Consider the following 25692-nt stretch of genomic DNA (forward strand, 5'->3'; position numbering starts at 1 on the left):
TTATAATCGATGTTCCGGAAACCAACTGCGTATGACCGAGCTGATTCGCAACTTTTGTATTATTGCTCATGTCGATCACGGGAAATCTACCCTGGCCGACCGTCTTTTGCAACTCACGGGTACGATCTCGGATCGGAATATGACCGAGCAAGTGCTCGACAGCATGGATTTGGAACGAGAAAAGGGGGTGACGATTAAGGCCTCGGCGGTGCGGATGATGTATACCGACGAGTCGGGCACAACGTATGAGTTGAACCTGATCGACACTCCCGGGCATGTGGACTTTAATTACGAGGTCAGCCGGGCGCTTGCGGCCTGTGAGGGGGCGCTTCTGGTGGTGGATGCTACCCAGGGGATTGAAGCCCAGACCCTGGCTAACCTGTATCTGGCGCTGGAGTCAGACCTGACCATTATCCCGGTGATTAACAAAATCGACCTGGTTTCAGCTCGACCGGATGAGGTGGCGGAGGAACTCCACAACCTGCTGGGTACCCCCAAGGATGAAATCTTACGTATCTCGGCCAAGGACGGAACCAATGTCGACCAGGTCTTGCGCGAAATTGTGCGGCGCATTCCTCCCCCGAAAGGCGACCCCGCTGCACCCCTGCGAGCGTTGATTTTTGACAGCCATTACGACTCTTATAAAGGCGTGGTGGCTTATGTGCGGGTGATGGACGGAACCATTCGTCCGACGGATACCCTGCGCCTCATGGCCACAGGTGTGGATGTGCGACCGGTAGAGATCGGTTATTTTGCCCCCGACCTGCGCCCCGGTGAACATCTGGAGGCTGGAGATGTAGGATATGTGGCTACCGGTTTAAAGACCGTCCGGGAATGCCGGGTGGGAGATACCATCACGCACGCCGCCAGGCCAGCTTCAGAACCCCTGCCGGGTTATTTGCAGGCTAAACCGATGGTGTTTGCGGGGATTTACCCGACGGATGGCGAGGATTACCCCAATCTGAAAGATGCCCTTGAAAAACTTCAGCTGAATGATGCTTCGCTGGTGTTTCAACCCGAAACCTCTCAGGCATTGAATTTTGGCTTTCGCTGTGGTTTTCTGGGGCTTTTCCACATGGAAATTGTCCAGGAACGGCTGGAGCGTGAGTACGATCTGGATATTGTAGTTACGGCGCCTTCGGTAGAATACGAAGTGGTACTTCACCATTCTGGAGAGGTTCTGCGCATCGACTCTCCCGCGCAGATGCCCGAGGAAGGCGCGATTGCTGAGATACGAGAACCCTGGATGCTTTTACAAATCATCACCCCTACCGACTTTTATGGCACGGTGATGGAGCTTGCCACCAAGCGCCGGGGCATTTTCAAAGGGCAGGAATACCCTGCGCCGAACCGCGTGCAACTCACGTTTGAGATTCCCCTTTCGGAAATCATTGTAGATTTCTTTGATGAGCTGAAGTCACGCACGCGCGGCTATGCCTCGATGGATTATCAATTCCTGGATTACCGCCCCGGCAATCTGGTGAAACTGGAAGTGCTGGTCAACGGCGACCCGGTGGATGCGCTGGCGGCTATCGTACATCGTGAAGATGCTTATCATAAAGGGCAGGCGCTGGTGAGTAAGTTGAAGGAAATCATTCCCCGTCAGTTGTTTGATGTGGCCATCCAGGCTTCGGCCAGCGGGCGGGTCATTTCGCGGGCCAATGTAAAGGCCTTGCGCAAGGATGTGCTTGCAAAATGTTACGGTGGTGATATTACCCGGAAAAAGAAACTGCTCGAGAAACAGAAAAAGGGGAAACGACGTATGAAAATGGTGGGTATGGTCGAAATTCCACAGGAAGCCTTTTTTGCAGTTTTGAGGCTGGAGGATTAATGGCCGAGGTCACTGCAACGAAAACACGTTCCTGGCTCTGGCAGTGGTTGATCGGCATTGGGATGACCGGCCTGGCCATTTTCATTCTCTCACGGGTAGTGCAGTGGGAAGAAATCAAAATCGCGATCTCATCCGTTCGGCTGGAACGGTTGCTGCTGGTGGCAGGGGTGTATCTGGTCTCGATGGTGGCGCGTGCCTGGGGCTGGCAAAATTTGCTGCAACGGCGGGTAAGCCTGGGGCGGGCTGTTCTGGGAATGAACGAGGGGTATTTTCTGAACAATATTCTGCCGTTCAGGCTGGGTGAACTGGGGCGGGCCTTTTTAATGGGCCGACGTACAGGAGCGGGCACCTTGAATACCCTTTCCACGGTGGTGGTCGAGCGGGCGTATGACCTGGCAATCGCGGCGGGAATTTTACTCTCAACGCTGCCTTTTGTATTGAAGATGTCCTGGGCCAGGTCAATCGCAGTGATCGTTTTGATTGTGATTATCAGCGGGCTGGTGGTACTTTATTTTGCCGCGCGTAACCGGGAACAGTTGATTTCCTGGCTGGAATCGCGGCTGGGACGGTTTGGAGTGGTCAGGCGAATGGCACTGCCTGCGCTTAATTCGTTGCTGGAAGGATTCTCGGTGCTCAACCGTTTTCAGTTATTTGCGCTGAGCCTGGGGGCTCTCCTGCTAAGCTGGGGGCTGGCCATGCTACGTGATTATCTGGTGATCTCGGCGCTGGAACCGGAGGCACCCTTCTGGTGGACGATGCTGGCCATCAGCGCTTCGAACCTGGGCGGGGCGGTGCCCTCGATGATGGCTTCGCTGGGCACATTCGAAGGAGCGGCGACGGGAGCGCTGGTGCTTGCTGGCGCCCGGCCTGAAGTGGGACTGGTGTATGCCATCATCATTCATGTGATTCATCTGCTCTCTTCGAGCGTTCTGGGGGCGATTGGGATTTTCCAGGAAGGGGAAAGCCTTTCTAAATTGATTGCCAATTTACGTTCGATGCGTTAAACCTATGAAAATTCTCATCGGCCTGACATATTACCGCCCGCATTTCTCTGGCCTGACGATTTACACCGAACGCCTGGCGCGGACGCTGGCATTGCGCGGGCATCAGGTGACTGTGTTGACTTCGCGCTTCGACCGTTCTCTTCCTGTGGAGGAGGTGCGGGATGGGGTGCGGATTCGCCGGGTTGGGGTGAAAATGCGAATCAGCAAAGGGGTGATCATGCCCGGGATGCCCGTCGAGGCGTGGAAGTTGATCCGCGAGGCGGATGTGGTTAACCTGCATGTGCCTCAGATGGATGCGGCCTACCTGGCGTTGATGAGCCGTGGGCTTGGTAAACCGGTAGTGCTTACCTATCATTGCGATTTACGCCTCCCTCGCGGATGGATTCATGGCTTGGCTAATCTTGGTTCGAACCTGGCTAATGAAATTTCGATGCTGGCCGCAAACACTATCGTGACCAACTCACGCGATTTCGCGCAACATTCTCCCCACCTGAGCCGTTACCTGAGTAAAGTAGAACCCATTTTGCCCCCCATCGAAGTGCCGGAGATCGGTGAAGAGGAATTGCAGGCGTTTAAAGAACGCCATGCAATCAGGCCTGAGGAGAAAATCATTGGCATCAATGCACGCTTGGCTACCGAAAAGGGGGTGGAGTATCTGGTGCGGGCCATGCCGCTCGTGCTCGAGCGTTATCCCACAGCACGTGTTTTGTATGTGGGACAGCACGAGAATGTTCTGGGAGAAGAGGAGTACGCGCGTAAACTGGAGCCCCTGATTGCCTCTATGGAGGGCCACTGGAAGTTCCTTGGGGTGGTGCCTGTCACTGAGCAGGCGGCTTTCTTTCGGAGCTGCCATCTCACGGTGCTCCCAAGCATCAATTCGACCGAATCGTATGGAATGGTGCAGGTGGAATCGATGTTCTGTGGAACGCCCGTGGTGGCGACCGATTTGCCCGGAGTGCGTCATGCAGTGCGGACGACCGGAATGGGGATTATTGTTCCGCCGCGCGATGCCCGAGCGCTGGCAAAGGCGATTCTGGAGATACTGGATCACCCGGAAAAATATCACGGCGATGTACTGGCGATTCGAAAAAGGTATGCATCGATTACCATCGCCGCGGCGTATGAGCAAATTTTCGAGGAGCTGGTTGGCCGATCATGATTAAGGAGACGAAACCCTCTGAAACCATTCTCTGGCGCCATTTGAAAAGCCTGCCTTACTTCAGGGCGATGGTGCGGGCGGTTGAGGATAGCTTTTATCAGGGGTTGGAGCTGCCTGAGCCTGTGCTTGATCTGGGGTCGGGGGACGGGCATTTTGCTTCGGTAGCTTTTTCGCACCCTCTGGACGTGGGGGTTGATCCATGGTGGGGGCCTTTGCTTGAATCGCGCCACCTGAAGGCGTACCGGTTGCTGGTGCAGGCCGATGGTGGAAGGATGCCCTTCCCGGATGGGCATTTTGGGAGTGTGGTGAGCAACTCGGTGCTTGAACACATCCCTCATGTTGAGCAGGTACTGGAAGAGGTGGCGCGGGTGGTGCGTCCGGGTGGTCGGTTTGTTTTTTGTGTACCCAATCATCGATTCCCGAAATTGTTGCTGGGGCGGCAGGTATTTTCAAAGCTGGGCTGGAAATCTGCGGCTGAAGGGTATTCCAGGTTGTTCAATCGAATTTCGCGCCATCAGCATTGCGATTCACCTCAGACATGGCAGGAACGCCTGACGCAGGTTGGCTTTGTCATTGAGAAACACTGGGATTACTTTGATGCGAATGCACTTCATCGAATGGAAGTGGGGCATGCTCTGGGAATCCCGGCGCTGGTGTGTAAAAAACTGCTGGGACGCTGGGTGCTGGTGCCCGCGGTGTGGAACCTGTTCCTGCCATATCTTATCGCCAGAAGGGTCTTTAACAGCCCCATCACTGAATCGGGAGTCTACAGTTTTTATATTGCCCGCCGCGCAGTCCCTTCAGAAGAAAAACCGTCGGATGAAAGGCCAGATCGGGGATAAAATAGAGGAGAACCCCGGCAAGCAGACTGCCGGGGTCGGTTGAAGCTATGGACGAACCCAGCGTACTGGATTATCTCAAAGCGAAACTGACCTTCTGGAAGAAGTCGAATTTTGAGCTGGCCCGGGGAGGTGAAGAGGTTCAGCCGCGGGAGGAATACCCTGTTTCAGCCGGGGAAGAAAAACAGGAAACCCGGCCGATTCTTCTCGGCCTGCCCTGGCCGATTCTCTTGCCGGTTGGTCTGGCCCTGGTGGCGCAGTTTTTCCTTGAACCCCCCAATCGATCGGGGCTTCCAGCCGCTCTGTTCTATGGGGCAGCTGCTCTGGCCGGGGGAATTGCGGCATGGAAGGGGTGGTTATCGCTGGCAGAGGGGCAGCCAGAGGTAACCGTGCTGGATCATCTGAATTATCGCCGTACAGCCGCGTTGACGGGCTTTTTGGGGTTGATGGCTTCATTTTTGTTGTTCGGTCACAATCGCTTTAACCCCATTAATTTGACGGTCTGGCTCTACTCCCTTGGTGCGCTGGTTGTAGCCTTTGCACAACCGCTCCCTGTGCCTGACTGGAAAGCTCTGGGACAGCGGTTGCAGTTGTGGTTGAAAAACCCCGCTATTGCTCTGCGCCTTTCAGGATGGGGAGCGCTGCTGGTAGTGGTGGCCCTGGTGCTGGCCTATTTTCGCTTTTATGACCTGAACCGCCTCCCGATGAATATGGTCTCTGACCATGCCGAAAAGTTGCTGGATGTAGGGGATGTGCTTCATGGTCAGTTTAAAATTTTCTTTGAACGGAACACCGGGCGTGAGGCGTTTCAGTTTTACTGGACGGCCCTCATGGCGCTGATTTTCAAGACGGGGATCAGTTTCCTCAGTTTGAAAATTGGCACAGTCATTGTGGGGGTGGTTACTCTGATTTATATTTTCCGCCTGGGTCATGAATTGGGCGGAAAGTGGGTGGCACTTTATGCCCTCTTCTTTGCTGGTATTGCTTACTGGCCGAATATTATTTCCCGTATAGGGTTACGCTTCCCGCTGTACCCCTTTTGCGTGGCACCCGTGATGTACTATTTGCTTCGCGGTTTACGCCGGGGATACCGCAACGATTTTATCTGGGCGGGCCTCTGGCTGGGGCTGGGGTTGCACGGGTATACGGCCAGCCGCATTGTCCCCGCACTGGTGATCGTGGCGGTCGTGCTTTATAGCATACATTCCCAATCGGCGGGCAGGCGTCGGCAGGCACTGGTCTGGGGGGCCATTGTGCTTTTTATTGCTTTTGCGGTATTCATACCTCTGTTTCGATACGCGCTTGAAAACCCCCAGATGTTTAATTACCGGTCACTGACCCGGGTGGCAGATATTGAGCACCCCTTGCCGGGTAACCCGGTTAATATTTTCTTCAGCAATACCTGGAATGCCCTGCGTATGTTTTTCTGGAGCAACGGCGATGTATGGGTACATTCGATCCCTTATCGTCCGGCGCTGGATGTGATCACTGCGGCGCTCTTTTTTCTGGGGCTGGTGCTGCTTTTGGTACGGTATCTTCAGAAAAGGCACTGGCGCGATCTCTTTCTTCTTCTTTCCATTCCTGTACTGCTTTTGCCGTCTATCCTTTCACTGGCCTTCCCGAACGAAAATCCGAACCTGAACCGTACCGCCGGGGCTTATGTGCCGGTATTTTTAATCGTTGCGCTGGGTTTTGATGCCCTGGTACGCAGCCTTTACAACCGGGTACTTTCCCGGCAGGGTAAACGGGCGGTGATTCTGACAGGGGTAGTTCTGGCGGTTGCGACGGTTTCTACGAATTACCAGCTCTTTTTTGTGGAGTATCGTAAGAATTTCGACCAATCGGCCTGGAATACCGCTGAAATGGGGGAGGTTATGAGAGCCTTCACGCATTCGGTGGGAACCCCGGAATCGGTTTATGTGGTGGGTTATCCCTACTGGGTAGATACGCGCCTGGTGGCGATTAATGCCGGGTACCCTGAAATTAACCCGGAACTGATGCCGGAGCAGATTCCTACCACGCGGGTCAATCCGGGAGCCAAAATGTTCATGGTCAATCCTGCTGATGAACAGGCTATTGCCCTGTTAAAGGAGATCTACCCGGAAGGGTGGATGCGCAGATACTCCTCTGAAGTTCAGGGAAAAGATTTCCTGCTCTTTTTTGTGCCGGCGATGGAAGATTCTCTCCCTTAATCCTGCTGAGGTGTCGAAACCATGATGGATACATCCCCTGCTCCAACTTCCCCCGGGTCAAAGGCGCGCTTGTCGTTGATCTGGGATGTGTTGCTCGTTGGTATTCTCCTGGTTGGCGCAGCCTTTCGGCTCACCGGGGTGAACTGGGATGAGAATACTCACATGCACCCCGACGAGCGTTTTCTGACCATGGTGGCAACCTCGTTACAACCGGTGCAAAGTCTGAGCGAATACTTCAATACCGCCCAATCCACATTGAACCCGAACAACCGGGGTTATGGGTTTTATGTTTACGGCACGCTGCCCATGTTCATCGTGCGTTACGTGGCGGAATGGGTTCATCAGACCGGCTATGATGAGATTCACCTGGTGGGCAGGCAACTTTCGGCCCTCTTTGATCTGGGGACGGTTTTCCTGGTCTATCTGATTGCCTTACGTTTATACCGCAGGCCGCGCCTGGCTTTGATGGCGGCGCTTTTTTATGCCCTGGCGGTCCTGCCGATTCAACTTTCGCACTATTTCAAAGAAGATACGTTTATGACCTTTTTCGCCACGCTGACGGTCTACTGGGCGGTACGGCTGTTGCCCGATGGTGAAGAGGCAGAGGCGTTGAGGCCGGAAGAGCTGGAGCGCGGGGTTAACTGGCTGCGCACTCGCTGGGGAAGTGTTGTACCTTACATGCTCTTTGGGGTAGCCCTGGGAATGACGGTAGCTTCCAAGGTGATTGTTGCGCCGATCGCCGTTCTTTTACCATTTGCGGCGTGGTTGCGATACCGAAAACTGGATATCACCGGGCGAGAAAAACTCCTGCCGGTGTATTTACGCAACCTGGTCATCGCTGCGATTACAGCATTTTTAGTGTTTCGTATCTTCCAGCCCTACGCTTTTGAGGGGCCGGGGTTTTTTAACATTGGCCTCAACCCGAAATGGGTGAATACCATGCAAGAGGTAGCCCGGCAGAACAGTGGCGACGTGGATTTTCCGCCACAACTGCAATGGGCACGCCGGCCAGTGTGGTTTGGGTTCCAGAACATTGTGCTCTGGGGGCTGGGCTTGCCCCTGGGAGCGCTGGCCTGGCTGGGCTTTTTGGTCATGGGCTGGAAGATGCTTAAGGGAGAGTGGGCCAGGCACATTTTGATCTGGGCCTGGACAGCGCTGTATTTTGGCTGGCAATCGAGCAGTGCTACACCTTCGATGCGGTATTTTATGCCCATTTATCCCCTGCTGACCATATTTGCGGCATGGGGAGTGTTTGCGCTCTGGGATTCAGGCCGTCGTTCGTCGGCTCGTATTCGCTGGCGGCAGATTCTCGCAGGGGCGATCGGCCTGGCGGTGACGGGGATGACTCTGGCATGGGCGTACGCTTTTGTTCAAATTTATGTTCGTCCTTTTACCCGCGTCGAAGCCAGCCGATGGATTTATCAGAATATTCCCGGACCGATTAATCTTTATCTGGAGACTCCCACTGGCCAGCAGACGCGTCTGTTTGCCATGCCTTTCAGTTACCGGCTTCCAGTAGATCGGGTGACGAAGCTGGCCTTCACTGCTCAGAAGAATGCCGTGCTCACGGCGGTAGAGTTCCCACACATTCGGAACATGGCTGGCGATGGCTCTTACGCCGGACTGATTGTTCTTTTGAGTACTGAGAGCACGGGAGACCATCCGCTGGCGTATGCGGCAGTGAACGGCGAGTTTAAACCGGAGGACGATCCGCGTGGAGGAGCAGCTCGGGCGACTTTCGACCAGCCAGTCATGGTGGAGGCCGGGAAGCAGTATTACCTGATTCTGCAACCCGGTAGCTATGATGCTCAGCTTGAGTTTGCAGGTGCCCCTATGTTGATCTATCAGGCCGGGGAGGAAACGACCTGGCAGGCATTGCCTGAGGCTGTGAACGTCCTGCGGAGGGGAGAGCCTTTTGTCACTCGTTTTGATCTCACCGGTGAAGCTACCCTTCAACGTATTTATCTGGCGCATGTGGTGGACTGGGAGGCCACTCCTGCCATGAAAACCCTCAGGGTGAGTCTGCGCCGCGCTGGGAGTGAAGAAATTTTGGGTGAGGCGCGCCTCACGGGAACCTTTTTACCTGTTCAGGATCCGCGCGGAGAGGGGGCCTGGCTTCAATTGGATACGCCGGTCTCTCTGGCGGGGGGGCAATCGTATGAGCTGTGGCTGGAGTTAGAAGCCGGGGATGGGGCGCTGGCCATTTATGGTTCCAAGCAGGCTCTTGAGTCTTCGTGGGATGATGCCCTGCCTCTGAGCCTGGATGGGTACAGCCCTTATGATTATTATTCGGGGGTCTTTCGCAGTGATTTAAACTTCGAAATGTACTGGGACGATAACGCAGAAAAACGTGATCGGTTCCAGACGATTCTCGATCAGGCAGATTATATCTTCATCAGTTCAAACCGGCAGTGGGGGACGACGGTGAGAGTGCCTGAGCGTTATCCCCTTACAACGCTGTATTACCGAAACCTGCTGGGATGCCCGGAAGACCGCGATGTTACTTGGTGTTACGCGGTCGCTGAACCGGGGATGTTCCAGGGGAAGCTGGGTTTTGAATTGATCAAGGTGTTTGACTCCTCGCCTCGCCTCGGTAGCCTGAAGTTCAACACTCAGTTCGCCGAAGAAGCTTTTACGGTTTATGACCATCCGAAGGTGTTTATCTTTAAGAAAACCGCCGATTATCGGTCGGATGCGGTGCATGACCTGTTAGCCTCGGTAGATTTAAGCCAGGTGGTGCACCTGACACCAGCCCAGGCAGGGAAGTACCCGGGTAACTTAATGCTCCCTCCTGATCGGCTGAAGATTCAACGGGCAGGCGGAACGTGGTCTGAGCTGTTCAACCGGGAGGCCTGGGTTAATCGGTATCCCGGTCTGGGGGTCGTTCTGTGGTATCTTACCGTCAGTCTGCTGGGGTGGGTGATTTATCCGCTGGTGCGGCTGGCCTTGCGCGGCCTGCCTGACCGGGGCTATCCACTGGCCCGTCTGGTCGGGCTGCTTCTGCTGGCGTACCCGGTGTGGCTGGCGGGCTCGGCTGGAGTGCCATTTACCCGACAGACGATTGGATGGGCGGCAGCGGGGTTGGTTGTTCTTGGCGGGGTGTTTGCCTGGATTCAACGCGATGAATTAAGGGAAGAGTTGCGTGCCCGCTGGCGGTATTTTCTGGCAGTAGAGGCCATTGCGCTATTCTTTTTTGGTTTGTTTCTGCTGGTACGGCTCGGCAACCCTGATCTGTGGCACCAATGGAAGGGTGGAGAAAAGCCAATGGATTTCTCCTATTTCAATGCGGTGCTCAAGAGCACGATTTTCCCGCCTTATGATCCGTGGTTTGCCGGTGGCTATATCAATTATTATTACTATGGATTTGTTCTGGTCGGTGTGCCGGTGAAATGGCTGGGGATTATCCCGGCGGTGGCTTATAACATTATTCTGCCCCAGTGGTACAGTCTGCTGGCGCTGGGAGCATTCAGCATCGTATGGAATATTCTGGTTGCGGTGCGCCGTGAAAGCGAGCCTGATCGGGCCTATCAACCCTACCTGGGGGCTTTGCTGGGGCCGTTATTCCTGGGGGTGTTGGGCAACCTTGGCTCGATTCGCATGATCTGGCACGGGCTGATGCGCCTGGCCGCTCCAGGGGGAGCCTTTGCTGACGGGAATATCTTCCAGAAGCTGGTCTGGACGTTCAGCGGGCTGGTGAAGTACCTGAGCGGGTATGCCTTGCCTTACGCACCGGGAGACTGGTACTGGATTCCCAGCCGGGCTTTCCCCAATGAGCCAATTACCGAATTCCCTGCCTTTACCTTCCTTTACGCTGATCTTCACGCGCATTTGATTGCTCTGCCGGTGACGCTGCTGGCGATCAGCTGGGCACTTGCGATTGTGCTGGGACGCTGGCGGTGGGGGCTGGATCGCGGTAGGTTCAGGTTCCTGCACCCTGGGGTGAGCTTCTTCCTGGGCGGTCTGGTGATTGGGGCCTTAAAGCCTACCAATACCTGGGATTTTCCCACCTATCTGGGATTGGCCGGAGCCGCCATCGCGTACAGCGTCCTTGGTTTTGCCCGGGTTGATCCATGGCGGTTGGACTTGCCCGTCTGGCTTCGGCGGGTAATTCTGGCTGTGATCAGTGCTTCTGGATTGGTGCTCCTTTCACTGGTGCTTTATCAGCCATTCTCGCGCTGGTTTGGCCAGGGTTACAGTGCGATCGACTTCTGGAAGGGAGATCATACTCCGTGGTGGTCGTATATGACCCACTGGGGTGTCTTCCTTTTCCTGATCTTCTCGTGGCTTGTCTGGGAGACCCTGGACTGGATGGCCACGACCCCGGTCTCGGCGCTTAAAAAGCTCCAACCCTATACCGGGCTTATTTATCTGCTGGCCGGGGCGCTCCTGGCGGCGGTGGCGGCGCTGCTGGTGCTCAAAGTGGAAATTGGCTGGAGCGTTCTCCCGCTCGCGGCCTGGGCAGGGGTATTGTTGCTGCGTCCACGCATGCCCGCTGGGCGACGAGTGGTGTTGTTCCTCGCAGGAAGCGGCTTGATGCTTACCCTTATGGTGGAACTGATTGTTTTGCGCGGCGATATTGGCCGTATGAACACGGTCTTTAAGTTTTCCCTGCAAGCCTGGACGCTCCTCTCGTTAAGTGCAGCTGCGGCTCTGGCCTGGGTGTTCCCAGCCGCAGAGCGGTACTGGCCGCGGGGCTGGCGAAATGCCTGGCATCTGGGAGTGGCTCTTCTGATCGGTTGTGCCGCACTTTTTCCATTGCTGGCCGGGATTGATAAAATCCGCGACCGAATGGCTCCGCGGGCTCCCCATACACTGGATGGGATGGCTTACATGGCGTATGCCACTTACAACGAAAGTGGTGTGGATATGGATTTAAGTGGGGATTACCGGGCCATTCAATGGATGCAGGAACATGTAACCGGCTCGCCAGTGATTGTTGAAGGGCACACAGTTGAATATCGCTGGGGAAACCGTTATACCATTTACACTGGCCTGCCGTCTGTGGTGGGGTGGAACTGGCATCAACGTCAACAACGGGCGCTGACCCCTGAAGTGTGGGTGACGGGACGCGTTCAGGAAGTGGCCGATTTTTACAGCACCTTTGACCGGCAGATGACCGAACAGTTCCTGAAGAAGTATGACGTCTCATATATTGTGGTTGGGGTGATGGAACGTGTTATCTATCCCATGGATGGCCTGGCGAAATTCGAGGCATGGAACGGGGATCTGTGGAATGAAGTATACCGGGACGGTGATACGGTCATTTATCAGGTGAGAAAGATGGGGGAATAGATCATGATTCTCGCTTTCCTGTCATGGTATGGAATTTTTATGCTGGTAGGGTGGCTGGGATTCTCTGTAGCCTACCGGTTTCTTCCTTTTCTGCCTGGTCGTGGTTTTGCTTTGAGCAAAGCGCTGGGGCTTTTAATCTGGGCTTTTGGGTTCTGGGTAACGGCCTCGTTGCATGTGGTGCAAAATGATGCTGGAGGCATCCTGCTCAGTCTGCTGGCGCTGGTGCTGATTGCCGGGGTGAGCCTGCGCTCCAATGCCAAAGAGCTGGTGGCCTGGGTGCGTAACCATGTGCGGTTGATCCTGGTCAGTGAAGGGTTATTTTTCGTGCTATTCGGGTTCTGGGCGGTAGTAAGGGCTGCCGCACCTGAGGCGGTTGGGACCGAAAAGCCGATGGAACTGGCGTTTATCCAGGCTATTCTTCGTTCGCCTTCGTTTCCACCGCATGATCCGTGGCTTTCAGGGTATGCCATTTCCTATTATTACTTTGGGTATGTGATGGTGGCCATGCTCTCACGATTTACGGGTGTGGCAGGAGAGGTGGGGTTCAACCTGGCGATTGCGGGGTGGTTTGGTCTGGCAGGGGTAGCCTCTTATGGGGTGCTGTATGAGCTTTTAGCTTCTGGATCCAGGCTCAAAATGCGGAAGGCCGCAGTACAGGCGTTACTGGCCCCTCTCTTTATTCTTCTGATCAGTAATCTGAACGGTCCGCTGGAGGTGCTTCATGCCGGAGGGGTACTCTGGCAACGCACACCATCTGGAGAGTGGCGGTCTTCTTTCTGGCGCTGGCTGGATATTCAGGAATTGAACCGTCCGCCTGCGGAACCTTTTTCCTGGGTGCCGAACCGGCCGGGGGGTATCTGGTGGTGGCGATCCTCGCGGGTGTTAACCGATTATGACCTTAATGGTGCGCCACGAGAGGTAATTGATGAATTCCCGGCGTTTTCTTTCATTCTGGGCGACCTTCATCCTCATGTGCTGGCGATGCCTTTCGGATTGCTGGCACTGGGGCTGGCACTGAATCTGTATTTTAAAGCGCGCACCCTGCCCTATTCCAGTGTTCGGCCTTCATTTCTGGTTGTGCAGTGGGATTTCTGGCTGGGGGTCGTCGGGCTGGGGGCGCTGGCTTTTCTGAATACCTGGGATTTCCCGATTTATGTTGCCATATATGTGGCGGCATGGATTCTGGGACGCGGTTCTTCGATGGGCTGGCAGTGGCAGTATGTCCGTGAAGGGATACTCCTGGGGTTGTTAACCGGTGTGGGGGGTGTTCTATTGTATGCCCCATTCTATACCGGGTTTGCTTCACAGGCCGGGGGGGTTCTGCCCAGTCTCTCCTTCTTTACCCGTGGAGTGCATTTCTGGGTGATGTTTGGGTCGCTTTTAATTCCGGCCATGGCATGGATTGTAACGGAACTTCCAGTGGAGAGGCGTCCTTTCTTTCTCGGGCGCGGGTTAGCCTGGGCTGCTGTGGGGGTATTCGGCCTGTGGTTGTTTTCGTATCTTGTGGGCATTTTTTACTATACTCTTCCCGGCATGGCAGATTTAATCACGGCTTTACAGGGGGGTGTTTCTCCGCAGATGGCCCTTCTGGGATCGTTTGCCAAACGCCTGGCGCAACCGGGAATGTGGCTCTCGATGCTTGCGATTTTAACGCTGGCGTTGAGCGTGTTTCTGGCTTTGAGCAGACTGGTTCCCGCAGATGAAAAGCATCTTTCACCCGGCTTGCAGGATCAGGCTTCGGTGGATGCAGATTCAGGAAAACTGTTTGTTTTACTGCTTTTCCTGGCCGGGGTTGGGCTGGTGCTCTTGCCGGAATTTTTCTATCTGCGTGACCAGTTTGGCTGGCGCATGAATACTATTTTTAAGTTTTACTTCCAGGCATGGATGATCTGGGGAATTGTGGCGGGGTACGCTTCTGCCCGGTTGTTGGAGCGATTTTCTGCGGGGATTTCTGCCTGGGTGGTGAGAGCTGGCCTGGCTGTATTGCTCGTGATGGGCCTCGTTTATGGATTCTTCGGAGTGATGACACGCACCCAGGGGTTTCGCCCGGCGGAGTGGTCGTTAGACGGAGCACTGGCCCTGCGTCGGTACCAGCCGGAGGAGTATGAAGCCATTCAGTGGTTGAAAACCGCACCGGCCGGGGTGGTTGCGGAGGCTGTGGGGGGGAGTTACACGGAGTTTGCCCGGGTGGCTACTTTTAGCGGCGACCCAACTGTGCTTGGCTGGCCCGGGCACGAGAGTCAATGGCGCGGCGGTGCCAGAGAGATGGGCAGCCGGGAAAAAGATATCGAACTGCTCTATACCGTCCCCGATTGGGAAACTGCCCGGAGTATTATCGTCAGCTATAATATTCGATATATCTACGTGGGTTCGCTGGAATGGAGCAAGTATCGTGTTCGTGAAGAGAAGTTCCAGACGAACTTGCGGCTGATATTCCAAAACGCGTCGGTGCGCATTTATGAAGCACCCGCTTCCTTGTACGAGAAACTGGACTGATCTGTATGCATGTGAAGAGACCAACCCTCGAAGACGTCCTGTTTTTAAGCGCCCTGCTGTTGGGGGGGCTGGTACGTTTTGCTGCTCTGGGGTCTGCCCCGCTGGATGATAGTGAGGCCAGGCTCGGCCTGCTGGCGTGGCAGCTGGCTCAGGGAGGAGAGGCTGTTCTTCCCGGGCAGCCGGCTTACCTCTTGTTGACCCGCGGGCTGTTTGAATTATTTGGCCCTACCAATTTTTTGGCGCGGTTCTGGCCGGCGCTGGCGGGGTGTGGTCTGGCAGGGGTGGCGTGGTTCCTTCGAGATCAGCTGGGGCGGAAGAGGAGCCTGCTTCTGGCTTTCTTCCTGGCGCTGGATCCGATCCTTGTGGGGACCTCGCGTTATGCGGGAAGCCAGATGCTGGCCATTACCTGCCTGGTATGGATGCTGGCCGCTGGATGGCGTGGAAAGAGCGCTCTGGTCGGAGTATTCGCTGGCCTTGGGCTTCTTTGCGGTGCAACTTTCTGGACGGGAATCATTGCCTTTGGAGTGGTGCTCTGGCTGCTTCGAGCGGAGATAGTTATTCTCTGGCGAGAGGTATTGAACCCAAAGACCATCCTTATCTGGGGGGCAGCCAGTTTTCTTTTTCTGGGTACGGCCTTTTTAACCGAACCCCGCGGTTTGAGCGCGGCGGCCTCGGGACTGGTGGAATATTTTCGCGGGTGGGTTGTTCCAGCGGGAATTTCGGTGCCTCGCCTGATGGGAGCCTTCTTTGCGTACGACCTGCCTGCGCTTCTCTTCGGGGGAATTGGCCTGGTACAGGCGCTTCGTGAGGGGCATCGTTCCTGGCGAATGATGGGTCTGTGGGGGGCGGGTTTACTGGTGCTGATCCTGGCCTGGCCGACGCGTTCGGTGTTTGATGTCGCCTGGCTGGTTGTTCCGCTGCTGGCGTTTGGGGCTTATGCTCTGGCAGCACCCTTCCTCCTTGAAAAGGATGAGCATCTCCCGGCGCTTGGACAGGCGGCGATTACAGCGGGACTGGGATTTTATATCATTTACTCTTTCCTCCGGGTACCGCTTCAGACGGTAGCCGGTTCACCGGTTGCGGCGGAGTACGCCCTGCGCATGATGATTGCGCTGGTGATGATTTTTGCCATTTCAGCACTGGTGGCGTGGGGATGGAGCCTTCGACCGGTGTGGAGTGGCTTTCGCCGTGCAGGTGTTCTGTTCCTTGGCATTTTGTGGTTTTCGGCGTTGTTTCATGTGATGGGGGTTTCCCGTCATCCGTGGGCGGAACTTCTACGTGAAGCTCCCCGGGTTCAAGACGCCGATCTGGTAACCAAGATTATGGGGCAAATTCAACAATGGCGCCCCGATCCGCACACCCCACTGCAGGTCGCCGTGCTGGATATGGATCGTCCATCCATGCGCTGGTTACTGCGAGGATATTCTCAGGTGCTTTTTACCAGCATTCTGGAAGCGAACAGCCACCCTGAGATCATTCTCACCCCTGCTGATGTCAGTGTTGAAGTGGGCAGTGCTTACCGGGGGCAGGAACTGACCTGGACATTAACCCCTGCGTGGAGTCTGGTGGCCCCCAATGAATGGTTGCACTGGTTGTTTTTCCGCGATGTGGCGGTTGAGGGGCAGGAAGCCAGCCGTATCATCCTCTGGGTTCGTGCAGATGCCTTCCCGGGTGGACTTTCGGGAACTGCTCCGGCGGAGAGTCAACCCTCCCAGGGGTCATCTCAAAATTAAACCATGGATTGGGAAATGGATGAAAAAGAAACCCTCTACGATAGCCATTGATGGCCCGGCTGCGTCGGGCAAATCTACCATTGCTGAGAAGCTGGCCAGAGAGCTGGGGTATCTGTTTTTTGACACCGGTGTGATGTATCGCGCAGTGACCCTGGCGGCGTTGCGCAGGCTGGGAACGGTGGAAGATGAAACGGCGGTCTCTCAGCTGGCCGCAGAAGTGGATATTGATATTACCCCTCCCAGTAAAGAAGATGGGAGAAAGTACGATGTATTGCTGGATGGTGAAGATGTCACCTGGGAAATTCGCTCTCGTGAGGTAGAAGCGAGTGTGTCTCAGGTGTCGGCTTATCCCGGGGTTCGGAAGGCCATGACCGACCAACAGCGGAGGATTGGCCTGCGCGGGCATTGTGTGATGGTGGGACGTGATATTGGCACGGTGGTACTTCCCGAGGCGGATTTGAAAATCTATCTGGTGGCTTCACCCGAAGAACGGGCGCGACGACGCCACCAGGAAAATCTTCAACGGGGATTGGCGAGCGACTACTCAGCCATTCTTCAGGCTATGATTCGCCGGGACCAGATCGATTCTACACGGCAGGTTGCGCCGTTAAAACCTGCCGAAGATGCCCACATTATTGACACCGATGGCTTGAGCATTGAGGAGGTGCTCGGTCGGGTGAGATCGTTGCTCGAAGATTGTGCGCGAGCAGAGACTGACCTCAATGGGTAAACGGGCGGTTCAGCAGGGTAGAGGAGGGGGAATGGATCGCTTACGGCTGTTGCTGGTTGGGTTTCATCGGAAAGATCTCCCGGTAGTGGTGGAGAAAATCCGGCGGGTGCACCCGGGGGCGGAGTGGTTTTCGGCTCAATTAGAGGATGTGATCAGCGGTAAGGTACAGACAGGAGTTTTTGACGGGATCCTCTGGTGGGATGATCCTGCCCTGGCGAATCAAAGTGTAAATCTGGAGTGCCTGAGGGAGAAAATTGTTCTGGCCGGCTCTATCGTGCTGGGGCCGGCACCAGATAGGGCTTTCCTTCCAGCGTTTCTACCGGGGGTTGAAGGGGTATTTACGCTCCAAGATCCCTCCTTTGAAGAGGCTCTCACCCGGGTGAGGGCCTCTGAGAACCACCAGCGTGTGTTGGGGGTCCGTGACGAACAGGCCACTTATTTACCGGGGGCTGATCTTTCCGATCTGCACCACCGTATCAACCAGGTCTCGGGCACGGGGAATTTCCTCGAGGCTTTTTTTGACATTTTCGCGTTAATTGTCGTCGTTCTGGATCGAGAAGGGAAAATCCTTTTCTTCAACCGACGTGCAGAGATGGTAACCGGTTATTTGCTGGCTGAAGTACGGGGGAAGTTATTCCAGGATGTGTTTCTCCTTCCTGAAGAGGTGGATGGGGTCATGGAAGTGTTCAACCGGCTGCGCCGGGGGGATTATCCGAATCAGTACCAGAATTCATGGCTGTGCCGCGATGGTAGCACCCGGAGAATCGAATGGTCGAACACTGTGCTGGAGGATTCACAGGGAGAGGTGCGCTACATTATCGGGATGGGGGTGGACATCACGGAGGATTACCGGAAGGCCCAGGCTTTACGCGAGTCGGAGGAGCGCTTTGCCAGCGTGTTTCGGGCGAACCCGATGGGCATGGCCATTTTGAGCTATCCGGATGGCAAAATTATCGAGGTGAACCGGGCGCTGGCTGGGGTGTTGGGGCGCTCACCGATGGATCTGATTGGGAAACCCTATGATGCCTTGGGATTGTTAACCCAGGAGGATTTTTTTGTCGAACGGTTGGTCGTGGGTGGTTCAAGCAACCCGGTTTTTACCGCAGAACGAAAAGTGTTGAGCCCAGAGGGAACTATTCGTCACGTTTCTGTGAGCTTGGATGTTTTTCTGTACGGTAGTCTCCCTTCTTTTTTGCTCTCGGTGCAAGATATTACCGAAAGGATGCTGATTGAAGAACGCACTCGCCGGTTCAATGAGGAGCTTGAAGAACGTGTGCTGGAGCGCACCGCAGCCCTTGAGGCGGTCAACCGTGAATTACAGGCTGAAATCAGTTTTCGGAAGGCTATAGAGGCAACCACGCGGCGCTTAATGCAAATTATATGGGAAACAACCGATGTGGTGGCAATTTTTGACCTCGAAGGACGGGTGTTATATTTAAATAAAGCCGGCAGGCGCCTGTTTGGCATGAACGAACTGGATACAGTAACCCATCTGTGTTTCCTATCCATTTATTCCGAAGAAGTCAGGCAAACCCGACTGGAAGCGGTACTGCGTACGTTGGAACAGGAGAACCTCTGGCATGGAGAAGTGGAGATGCAGTTGCCAGATGGGCGCTTGGTGCCAGTCTCACAGGTGGTGCTGGCACACCGAAACCAGGAAGGGAAGATCGAATTTTATTCGACCATTGCGCGAGACATAACGGAACAACGAAGAGTGTTGGAGGAATTGAGGCGGGCTTACCAAAAAGAAATTGAGGTCAACCGCATGCGGGCAAATTTCTTTTCCATGACGTCACACCAGTTCCGCACACCCTTAAGTACCATTTTATCCTCGGTGGAACTGCTGGAGCATTACGGGAACCGATGGCCTGAGGAAAAGCGCGCCGCTCATTTACGGAAAATTCGGGAGAGCACCCTTGAACTGGATCAATTGCTCAAAGATATACTGGAGGTGAGTCGGCTCGATGGGCAGTTTGGTACCCTGCTGGTTGAGGCGATTGAAGTGCCACTGCTCATTGAGCGGGTCGTTGAGAAACTTCAATGGGTTGATAGGCATGCTCATCCAATCCGGGTAGATTGCGCGGCCGATTCCAGGGTGCTTTACTCCGACCGCCATGCGCTGGAACGAATTTTGGAAAATTTAATCTCGAATGCGCTGAAATATTCGCCCCCTGGAGAGCCCGTTGAGGTGGTGGCACGGCCTGCAGGAGAAGGAATGGAGGTGAGGGTGTCTGATCAGGGAATAGGCATCCCAGAGGAAGACCGCTCTTTCATATTCCAGCCATTTCACCGTGGGCGGAACGTGGTAGATATTCCCGGTTCGGGGATCGGGCTGATGATTGTTGAAAAATCACTTTCGTTGATCGGTGGAGAAATTCAAATCGATAGCCGTCTTGGGGAGGGTACGGTAGTGCATCTATTTTTGCCAAACCTGAAGCCGTCTCCAGGAGAAGATCAGCGGAGGTAGAGTGTGACTCGGATTTTGGTGATCGAGGACGAAAAGCGAGTTCTGGAAAACATTCTCGAACTTCTCAATGCCGAAGGATTCGAGACCTGCGGGGCTTGTGATGGAGAGCAAGGGTTTCAGAAAATTCTCACTGAACACCCGGATCTTATTCTATGTGATGTGCGCATGCCACGCCTTGATGGCCTGGGGTTGCTGGCGCGCATAAGTAAAATCCAGGATGTGGCACATATCCCATTCATTTTCTTAACCGCTTTATCAGAACGGGCAGACCTGCGCGTCGCCATGGAACTTGGTGCTGATGATTACATCCCCAAACCTTTTGGGAGGAAGGAATTGCTTGACGCTATTTCCAGGCGATTGCAAAAACACGATGGCTTGATTCAAAGTGTGAAGCGAAAAACTGTGCTTGAGAATGCATGGATGGCATGGAGAATGCCAATCGAAATTGAGAGTGCGTTGACGAATACCTTGAATTTTGTACAAACCATTGAGGCTCAGGTGAGTGAAGAAAGCTCGCTGGCTTTGGCAGTGCAGGGACTGCGGAGTTCAGCCCATCAACTGGCGCATGCTGTGCAAAATTATAGTTTGTGGCTTCGTTTGAGATTCCACTCCCGCGAGTCGGTGCCGGGGCCGGAATTGCTTTCAGGAACTCAACGAGTAAAGTCAATGATCGAAGAAATGGCACTGGCGTCTGCCTGGCAAAGTCATCGTAGGGATGACCTGCAATTGAGCGTGGATGAGGCTACTGTGGGAGTGAGCCTTCCGGTAGTGCAACGCATTGTGGAAGAGCTATTGACTCACGCATTCTCCCATACCATGCAGGGCGATAAGGTTAATCTCCAGGGGCGGTTGAATATCAGGAGAAACACCTACACGCTTGAGGTTACCTATACTCAGAGTTATGGGGGAGAGGAGTTGCCCTCTGTTTTTGGGGGCGACGACGAGGAGAAAATGTTACACTACGGGTTGAGCCTGGCTGTAGTGAAAGAACTGGCGGGTACATTTGCCGGACAATTTACGATCTTGCGAGATGAGGATGGGAAGATTTGTTATCAGGTGGTTTTCCCAATGAAGTTGGAGGAATGAGGGATGTGCGATACATTCGTCGTTTTCCCTGATGCGACTGCAGATGGTTCTCTTTTATTTGGTAAAAATTCAGACCGCGATCCCAATGAAGCGCATGAAGTCATTCTTGTTCCAAGAAAAAATTACCTCTCCGGAAGCCAAGTGCGTTGCACCTATATGGAAATTCCGCAGGTGGAAGCAACTCATGCTGTTTTGCTTCTCAAACCTTTCTGGATTTGGGGAGCCGAAATGGGTGCAAATGAACACGGCGTGGTGATCGGTAATGAAGCTGTCTTCACGCGGGGGTTGATTGGCAAAGAGCCGGGGCTGATCGGTATGGATCTGTTGCGCCTGGCGCTGGAAAGAGCCAGTACCGCAGAACAGGCCCTGAATACGATGATTGATCTGCTGGAAAAGTATGGGCAGGGCGGAAACTGTGGTTTCAGCCACCCCCTTTATTACAATAACAGTTTCTTGATTGCTGACCCTGGAAAGGCTTTCGTGCTGGAGACGGCTGGTCGTCAATGGGCGGTAGAAGAAATACATCGAGGAATACGCACGATTTCCAATGCGCTGATCATTGAAAATCGCTGGGACCGGGCATCCGCAGGGCTGGTAGAGACGGCGATTCGGCAGGGGTGGTGCCGGTCTGCGGATACATTTAACTTCGCCCGTGATTATTCGGACCGAATTTTTACCACCTTTGCGGCGGGTCGGCCTCGTCAATGTACCACAAACCGGCTGTTGCAATCGCAGCAGAGCAGGGTGGGGGTAGCGGAGGCGCTGGCGGTATTGCGGCATCATCAGGAGAAGCCCAACGGTAAGTGGCGGCCGGATGCCAGCCTGGTAGGCGCTGATGTATGCATGCACGCCGGGTTCGGTCCGGTACGAATCAGCCAATCGGTGGGATCGCTGGTGGCTCACCTGACCCCCGAAAGATTCACTTTCTGGGTTACGGGCACTTCTGCCCCCTGTACCAGTCTGTTTAAGCCCGTCTGGTTTGAGGGGGGGATCCCATGGTCTGGGGAGCCTGCTCCGGCGGGAAAGTATAACCCCGCATGCCTCTGGTGGCGGCATGAGCTTGTGCATCGCAGGCTGATCCACAGAAACCCGGCCTCGTGGGAGTGGTTGCGAGAAGAGCAGACTCAACTTGAGGGGGAATTTATCTCCATGGCCGGCAGGGCTGCACCGGTGGCCAGTGTAAAAGGTGAAATTTCGGAGCGATGTTTCCAGCTTGCAGAGGAAGCAGAAGGCCGCTGGCGGGAGCGCCTCGAGAAGGAGAAGAGGAAAGCCGAATCGCGTTTTTATTATCAGATAGCCTGGCGCCAGTGGAACCGTGAGGCCGGGTTACCGTTGGAAAACGAAAACCTCTGAACCGTCTGTGATGCTATAATCAGGTTAGTTTACCCATGAAGTTCATCGCTGGCCTGTTTGCTACACAACCTTACTTTTTACCCCTGTCTTTAACCGGCATGTTGGGCTGGTTGATGCTTGCCGGGCTGGTGTTATTTGGTTTAAGGCAATGGTGGGAAGAACCTTCCGGGGTGTTGCGCCGCCGCTGGGGGCTTCTGGTAGCGCTGGCACTGGCGATTCCCTTTACTTCTACTGTAGCGGGGTTGCAATTTCACGGGCAGACGCTTCCCTTACCAGGGGTGCCTTCCAATGCCAGTGAGCCAGTGCTGATGTTCCTGGCGGCATTACCCTGGGTGCTGGCGGCTGGCTTTCTGGGACCTTTACCGGCGGTGATTCTGGGTGGAGCGGCAGGGCTGATGTTGGGTTTATATACCACCCATAGCCCTTTTGCTCCTTTGGAAATTGCCGGGTTGGCTTTGCTGTTCAGCCGCGCTGTGAGACAACGTTACCGCACCTGGTTTTACCGGCTCATCCGTCATCCTCTGGGAGCGGCGGTGGTGCTTGCCGTTGCGTATAGCCCGATATTCATGCTTACGACACTGCTGGCGGTCAATGCGCCCCTGGCAGTGCGCCTGGATTATGCTCTGACCCAGACGTGGGAGATCATTCTGATGCGCGGGTTGGAGCTGATGCTTGCGAGCGTGATCGGCGAGGTTTGTTTTCTCACCATGCCGCTCTGGTGGGGGTGCCGCGGACCGTGGTTACCTTCGCCGGCCGAGTCGAATTTTCAGACCCGTGTTTTCCTTGGCACGATTCCGTTTGTGGTGGTTCTGTCTTTGACGTTGACCCTGGGCGACTGGCTTGTGGCCGGAAAGGCCGCACGACGGATGGTGGAAGAACGCCTTTCCAGTACAGCTCGGGTGGCCATGGACAGCCTGCCCTATTTTCTGGACATGGGGCAAAGTCTGGTTATTTCCATGGCCACCCCCGATTTACTTTCTCTTGCACCGGATGAAGTTGAACAGACTCTGGCCGCGCGGATGCGCTCAGTGCCTTTTTTTCGGCAATTGACTCTGTGGGATGCTGCCGGGCGGCAAGTTGGAAGTTACCCTCGCTCTGAGAGCGGCCCTGGCGCAGAACTCTCCCGTGAGGAAAAGCAGGGAATTGAACTGGCACTGGGGGGAGTGCTTTCGCAGACGTATACGATCAAACCCCCGGCCGGAGAACGCTCTGCGGTGGTCATGTTTCTTGCGGCTATTGAAGATAGTCAAGGCGAGATTTCAGGGGTGCTGATCGGATATACGGATTTACAATCGAACCCGTTTGCCAGGCCATTAATTGCGGTGGTCGATGGTTTGGCCGAAATGAACGGGCAGGGGTATCTGCTGGACGAAAATCAAACGATCGTCTACCCGGTTGATCCGACTACCCCGCAGGTGTTGGAGAATATTCCGAAGGCGCCGGTGGCGTTTTATCAGGATACTCTGCCGGATGGCACGCGAAGTTATACCTATTATTACCGTGCTGATGACCGTCCATGGGCTATTGTCATGGCGGTTCCGGCTCAGTATACCCAGCAGGTGGCTTTGAATATTGCCGTACCCCTGCTGGTGATCCTCGCGCTGCTGGCGGCGGCGGCTTTTATCCTGTTAAGGCTAACCCTGGGGCCGATATCGAGCAATTTACGTATGCTGGCATATCAGGCGGGGTTGATTGCCCGGGGTGACCTGGACCATCCTGTGCGGGTGAAGGGTGAAGACGAGATTGGACAGCTGGCGGCTTCCTTTGAACAGATGCGCGTCAGCCTCAAATTGCGCCTGGATGAACTCAACCACCTGCTGGTGGTCAGCCAGGGAGTGGCTGCCAACCTGGAAATTCAAAATGCTGTACAGCCCATTTTACGAGCTGCTGTGCAACACGAGGTGGATTCGGCACGGATTGTTTTAACGAACGAAGTGATGCTTGACCCTCACCTGGCAGAGCCGGTAGCTTTTGGCCAGGGAGAGGCAACTCAGCGGTATGCCCATCTGGATTCAGTGCTTTATCAGCTGGTGCGTCATCAGGAATCGATCATTATCCCAACGCCGATGAGGATGCGACGCATTAACCCGCCAGCTGACCGGCCTGTTCCCGGCGCATTAATCGCTTTGCCTGTGCGTCATAAAGACAGGTATTTTGGGGTGTTCTGGCTGGCCTATGAATCTGCGCATGTCTTTACGGAGGAAGAGATCCGGTTTCTGACGACGCTGGCGGGGCAAATTTCACTGGCGGCGTTCAGTGCACGCCTCTACGCGCAGGCTGAAGTGGGGCGTCAGCGTTTAGAAGCTGTGCTGGCATCAACCCCTGAGCCGGTGCTGGTTTTCGATGAACAATCTCATCTGTTACTGCTTAACCAGGCCGCGTTACAAACCAGTGACCTGGTGAAGGTGGCTGAAGAAGGGCGGCCAGTCCGGGAAGTAGTTGCCTCGCAGGAACTGGCGGATTGGTTAACTACACCGGCCGGTCGGCGAGTCAATGCCAAAGAAATTCGCCTTTCGAGCGGACGGACGTATTATGCCAGCGTTTCAGATGTGCAGGTTGAGGGCAGGGAAGTGGGATATATATGCATGTTACGAGACATTACCCACTTCAAAGAACTTGATCAATTGAAATCAGACTTTGTAGCCACAGTGTCGCATGACCTGAGGTCACCCCTCACCCTGATGCGCGGTTATGCGGCAATGCTGCAGATGATCGGGGAATTAAACGATCAGCAGAAAAGTTACATTCAAAAGATTATCGGGGGGGTGGATACGATGTCGCGGCTGGTCAACCATCTGCTCGATCTGGGGCGGATCGAAGCCGGGGTTGGCTTACAGATCGAAAAGGTCATCGTTCAACGGGTGATTGATGAAGTGATTGAGTCGTTGCAGGCACAGGCGGCACAGAAGCAGCTGACGCTGGATCAGGAAGGCTTAGCCGCGGGGGAGACGATGACCATCGAGGGAGACCGGGCATTGGTTCAGCAGGCCATTTATAACCTGGTGGAAAATGCCATTAAATACACGCCGGTTGGCGGAAAGGTAAAGGTGCGGCTGGAGCAGAGACCCTCCTCGGTGCTGATTCAGGTCATTGATACCGGGATCGGGATTGCCCCACTCGATTTACCCCGGCTGTTCGAAAAATTCTACCGCAGTGGAAGGCGGGAGGCTCATCAGCAGCGCGGCACGGGGCTGGGGTTGGCGATTGTTAAATCGATCGCGGAACGCCATAATGGGCGAGTCTGGGTGGAGAGCCAGCTTGGAAAGGGGAGTGTGTTCTCACTGGAGTTCCCCGTGCGTCAACCTCAATCCGAAGAAGCACTTCATGAAGACCGGCTCTGATTGAAGTGGAAAACAGGTGCGATCCAATCCGGGATGGAATGTACGAAAACGGTTAAAAAGGGCTGGAAATATTGTAAAATCGTGCTATAATTACAGATCGCATGCATATTGTATATGAGCCCTGATCTGTTCACCAGAGCGCAAGGGAAAGGTTCCCTGTGCGCTGGTG

General features: G+C 54.7%; 13 protein-coding genes. All 13 read left to right on the forward strand.

All coding sequences use genetic code 11. From position 1 onward, the window contains the following. Positions 1-31: 31 nt before the first annotated feature. The 13 genes from lepA to ATHL_RS02840 are packed head-to-tail and all read left to right on the forward strand — an operon-like array spanning position 32 to position 25523. Positions 32-1831, forward strand: a complete 1800-nt coding sequence (gene lepA / locus ATHL_RS02780; RefSeq protein WP_062189535.1) for a translation elongation factor 4 — start codon at positions 32-34, stop codon at positions 1829-1831. Next, positions 1831-2835 (forward strand): lysylphosphatidylglycerol synthase transmembrane domain-containing protein, encoded by a 1005-nt coding sequence (locus ATHL_RS02785; RefSeq protein ID WP_062189537.1) that lies wholly within the window; start codon positions 1831-1833, stop codon positions 2833-2835. The genes lepA and ATHL_RS02785 overlap by 1 nt, the downstream gene beginning before the upstream one ends. Before the next feature lie 4 nt (positions 2836-2839). Continuing rightward, complete coding sequence (locus ATHL_RS02790; RefSeq protein ID WP_062189539.1) at positions 2840-3994, forward strand: glycosyltransferase family 4 protein; 1155 nt, start codon at positions 2840-2842, stop codon at positions 3992-3994. Further along, a complete protein-coding gene (locus tag ATHL_RS02795; RefSeq protein WP_062189541.1) occupies positions 3991-4836 on the forward strand; it encodes a class I SAM-dependent methyltransferase in 846 nt (281 codons plus the stop codon). Before ATHL_RS02790 ends, ATHL_RS02795 begins: the two co-directional genes overlap by 4 nt. Positions 4837-4883: 47 nt before the next feature. Beyond that, positions 4884-7025 carry a glycosyltransferase family 39 protein gene (locus ATHL_RS02800; protein WP_062189543.1) on the forward strand — a complete coding sequence of 714 codons (2142 nt, stop codon included), beginning with the start codon at positions 4884-4886 and terminating at the stop codon, positions 7023-7025. A gap of 21 nt (positions 7026-7046) precedes the next feature. After that, positions 7047-12317 carry a DUF2298 domain-containing protein gene (locus ATHL_RS02805; RefSeq protein WP_062189545.1) on the forward strand — a complete coding sequence of 1757 codons (5271 nt, stop codon included), beginning with the start codon at positions 7047-7049 and terminating at the stop codon, positions 12315-12317. A 3-nt stretch (positions 12318-12320) separates the two neighbouring features. Further along, on the forward strand, positions 12321-14813 hold the full coding sequence (locus ATHL_RS02810; RefSeq protein WP_062189547.1) for a DUF2298 domain-containing protein: 2493 nt from the start codon (positions 12321-12323) through the stop codon (positions 14811-14813). Between the two features lie 5 nt (positions 14814-14818). Then, a complete protein-coding gene (locus ATHL_RS02815) occupies positions 14819-16546 on the forward strand; it encodes a hypothetical protein (protein ID WP_062189548.1) in 1728 nt (575 codons plus the stop codon). A 19-nt stretch (positions 16547-16565) separates the two neighbouring features. Beyond that, complete coding sequence (gene cmk / locus ATHL_RS02820; protein ID WP_062189550.1) at positions 16566-17276, forward strand: (d)CMP kinase; 711 nt, start codon at positions 16566-16568, stop codon at positions 17274-17276. Positions 17277-17307: 31 nt separating this feature from the next. Then, positions 17308-19743, forward strand: coding sequence for a sensor histidine kinase (locus ATHL_RS02825; RefSeq protein WP_062189552.1), 2436 nt, complete (start codon positions 17308-17310; stop codon positions 19741-19743). A 3-nt stretch (positions 19744-19746) separates the two neighbouring features. Then, complete coding sequence (locus ATHL_RS02830; protein WP_062189554.1) at positions 19747-20829, forward strand: response regulator; 1083 nt, start codon at positions 19747-19749, stop codon at positions 20827-20829. Positions 20830-20832: 3 nt separating this feature from the next. Next, on the forward strand, positions 20833-22182 hold the full coding sequence (locus tag ATHL_RS02835; RefSeq protein ID WP_062189556.1) for a C69 family dipeptidase: 1350 nt from the start codon (positions 20833-20835) through the stop codon (positions 22180-22182). A gap of 35 nt (positions 22183-22217) precedes the next feature. After that, a complete protein-coding gene (locus ATHL_RS02840) occupies positions 22218-25523 on the forward strand; it encodes an ATP-binding protein (protein WP_062189558.1) in 3306 nt (1101 codons plus the stop codon). Positions 25524-25692 lie beyond the last annotated feature (169 nt).

The sequence above is a fragment of the Anaerolinea thermolimosa genome (assembly GCF_001050195.2).
Lineage (GTDB): Bacteria > Chloroflexota > Anaerolineae > Anaerolineales > Anaerolineaceae > Anaerolinea > Anaerolinea thermolimosa.

Bases quoted from the DNA above. Each gene is read 5' to 3' on its own strand.
- lepA (WP_062189535.1), top strand. From the start codon at position 32: ATGACCGAGCTGATTCGCAACTTTTGTATTATTGCTCATGTCGATCAC.
- ATHL_RS02785 (WP_062189537.1), top strand. From the start codon at position 1,831: ATGGCCGAGGTCACTGCAACGAAAACACGTTCCTGGCTCTGGCAGTGG.
- ATHL_RS02790 (WP_062189539.1), top strand. From the start codon at position 2,840: ATGAAAATTCTCATCGGCCTGACATATTACCGCCCGCATTTCTCTGGC.
- ATHL_RS02795 (WP_062189541.1), top strand. From the start codon at position 3,991: ATGATTAAGGAGACGAAACCCTCTGAAACCATTCTCTGGCGCCATTTG.
- ATHL_RS02800 (WP_062189543.1), top strand. From the start codon at position 4,884: ATGGACGAACCCAGCGTACTGGATTATCTCAAAGCGAAACTGACCTTC.
- ATHL_RS02805 (WP_062189545.1), top strand. From the start codon at position 7,047: ATGATGGATACATCCCCTGCTCCAACTTCCCCCGGGTCAAAGGCGCGC.
- ATHL_RS02810 (WP_062189547.1), top strand. From the start codon at position 12,321: ATGATTCTCGCTTTCCTGTCATGGTATGGAATTTTTATGCTGGTAGGG.
- ATHL_RS02815 (WP_062189548.1), top strand. From the start codon at position 14,819: ATGCATGTGAAGAGACCAACCCTCGAAGACGTCCTGTTTTTAAGCGCC.
- cmk (WP_062189550.1), top strand. From the start codon at position 16,566: ATGAAAAAGAAACCCTCTACGATAGCCATTGATGGCCCGGCTGCGTCG.
- ATHL_RS02825 (WP_062189552.1), top strand. From the start codon at position 17,308: ATGGATCGCTTACGGCTGTTGCTGGTTGGGTTTCATCGGAAAGATCTC.
- ATHL_RS02835 (WP_062189556.1), top strand. From the start codon at position 20,833: ATGTGCGATACATTCGTCGTTTTCCCTGATGCGACTGCAGATGGTTCT.
- ATHL_RS02840 (WP_062189558.1), top strand. From the start codon at position 22,218: ATGAAGTTCATCGCTGGCCTGTTTGCTACACAACCTTACTTTTTACCC.